Origin of the sequence: Gordonia sp. UBA7860, assembly GCF_002500165.1 — a bacterium.
GTDB lineage: Bacteria > Actinomycetota > Actinomycetes > Mycobacteriales > Mycobacteriaceae > Gordonia > Gordonia sputi.
This window is the reverse complement of sequence record NZ_DLSO01000059.1, coordinates 1-351: the sequence shown is the minus strand read 5'-3', so window position 1 is coordinate 351 and position 351 is coordinate 1. Positions and strand designations below refer to the sequence as shown.

The following is a 351-nucleotide window of genomic DNA, read 5'->3' as shown; positions in this document are numbered from 1 at the left end:
GTGGCCAGTGCGTCGTTGAGCTGTCGGGCAACGCCACGGCTCTGCTCGAGAGTTCCTGATGCGACGAACCGTCGGATTCGACGGGCACAACGCTGCCTGATCCGCCCGACCTCGGCCATCTGCTCACTGACCAACGGGAAGAAGTTCTCCATCACTGCGCGCAGTCCGGTGTCGATACTCGGCAGCCTGTCGACGACGAGCTCGATGTCGGAGATGAGGCGGGCGCGCTGCACCGGATCCTGGATCATCTGGGTGAAGGCGTGATAGGACGCGCTTTGGGATGACTCGAGGAGGGACTCGTAGTCGTCGAACATCTGTCGCTGTCGATCGCGGTAGGCGAGGTCGGAGTCG

Annotated in this window: 1 protein-coding gene; it reads right to left on the bottom strand. The window is 63.0% G+C overall.

Features of this window, described 5'->3' with window-relative positions; translation table 11 throughout:
* On the bottom strand, nt 1–351 hold a 351-nt coding region (locus tag B3T59_RS08355), incomplete at both ends, for a DUF3375 family protein (RefSeq protein WP_287002000.1).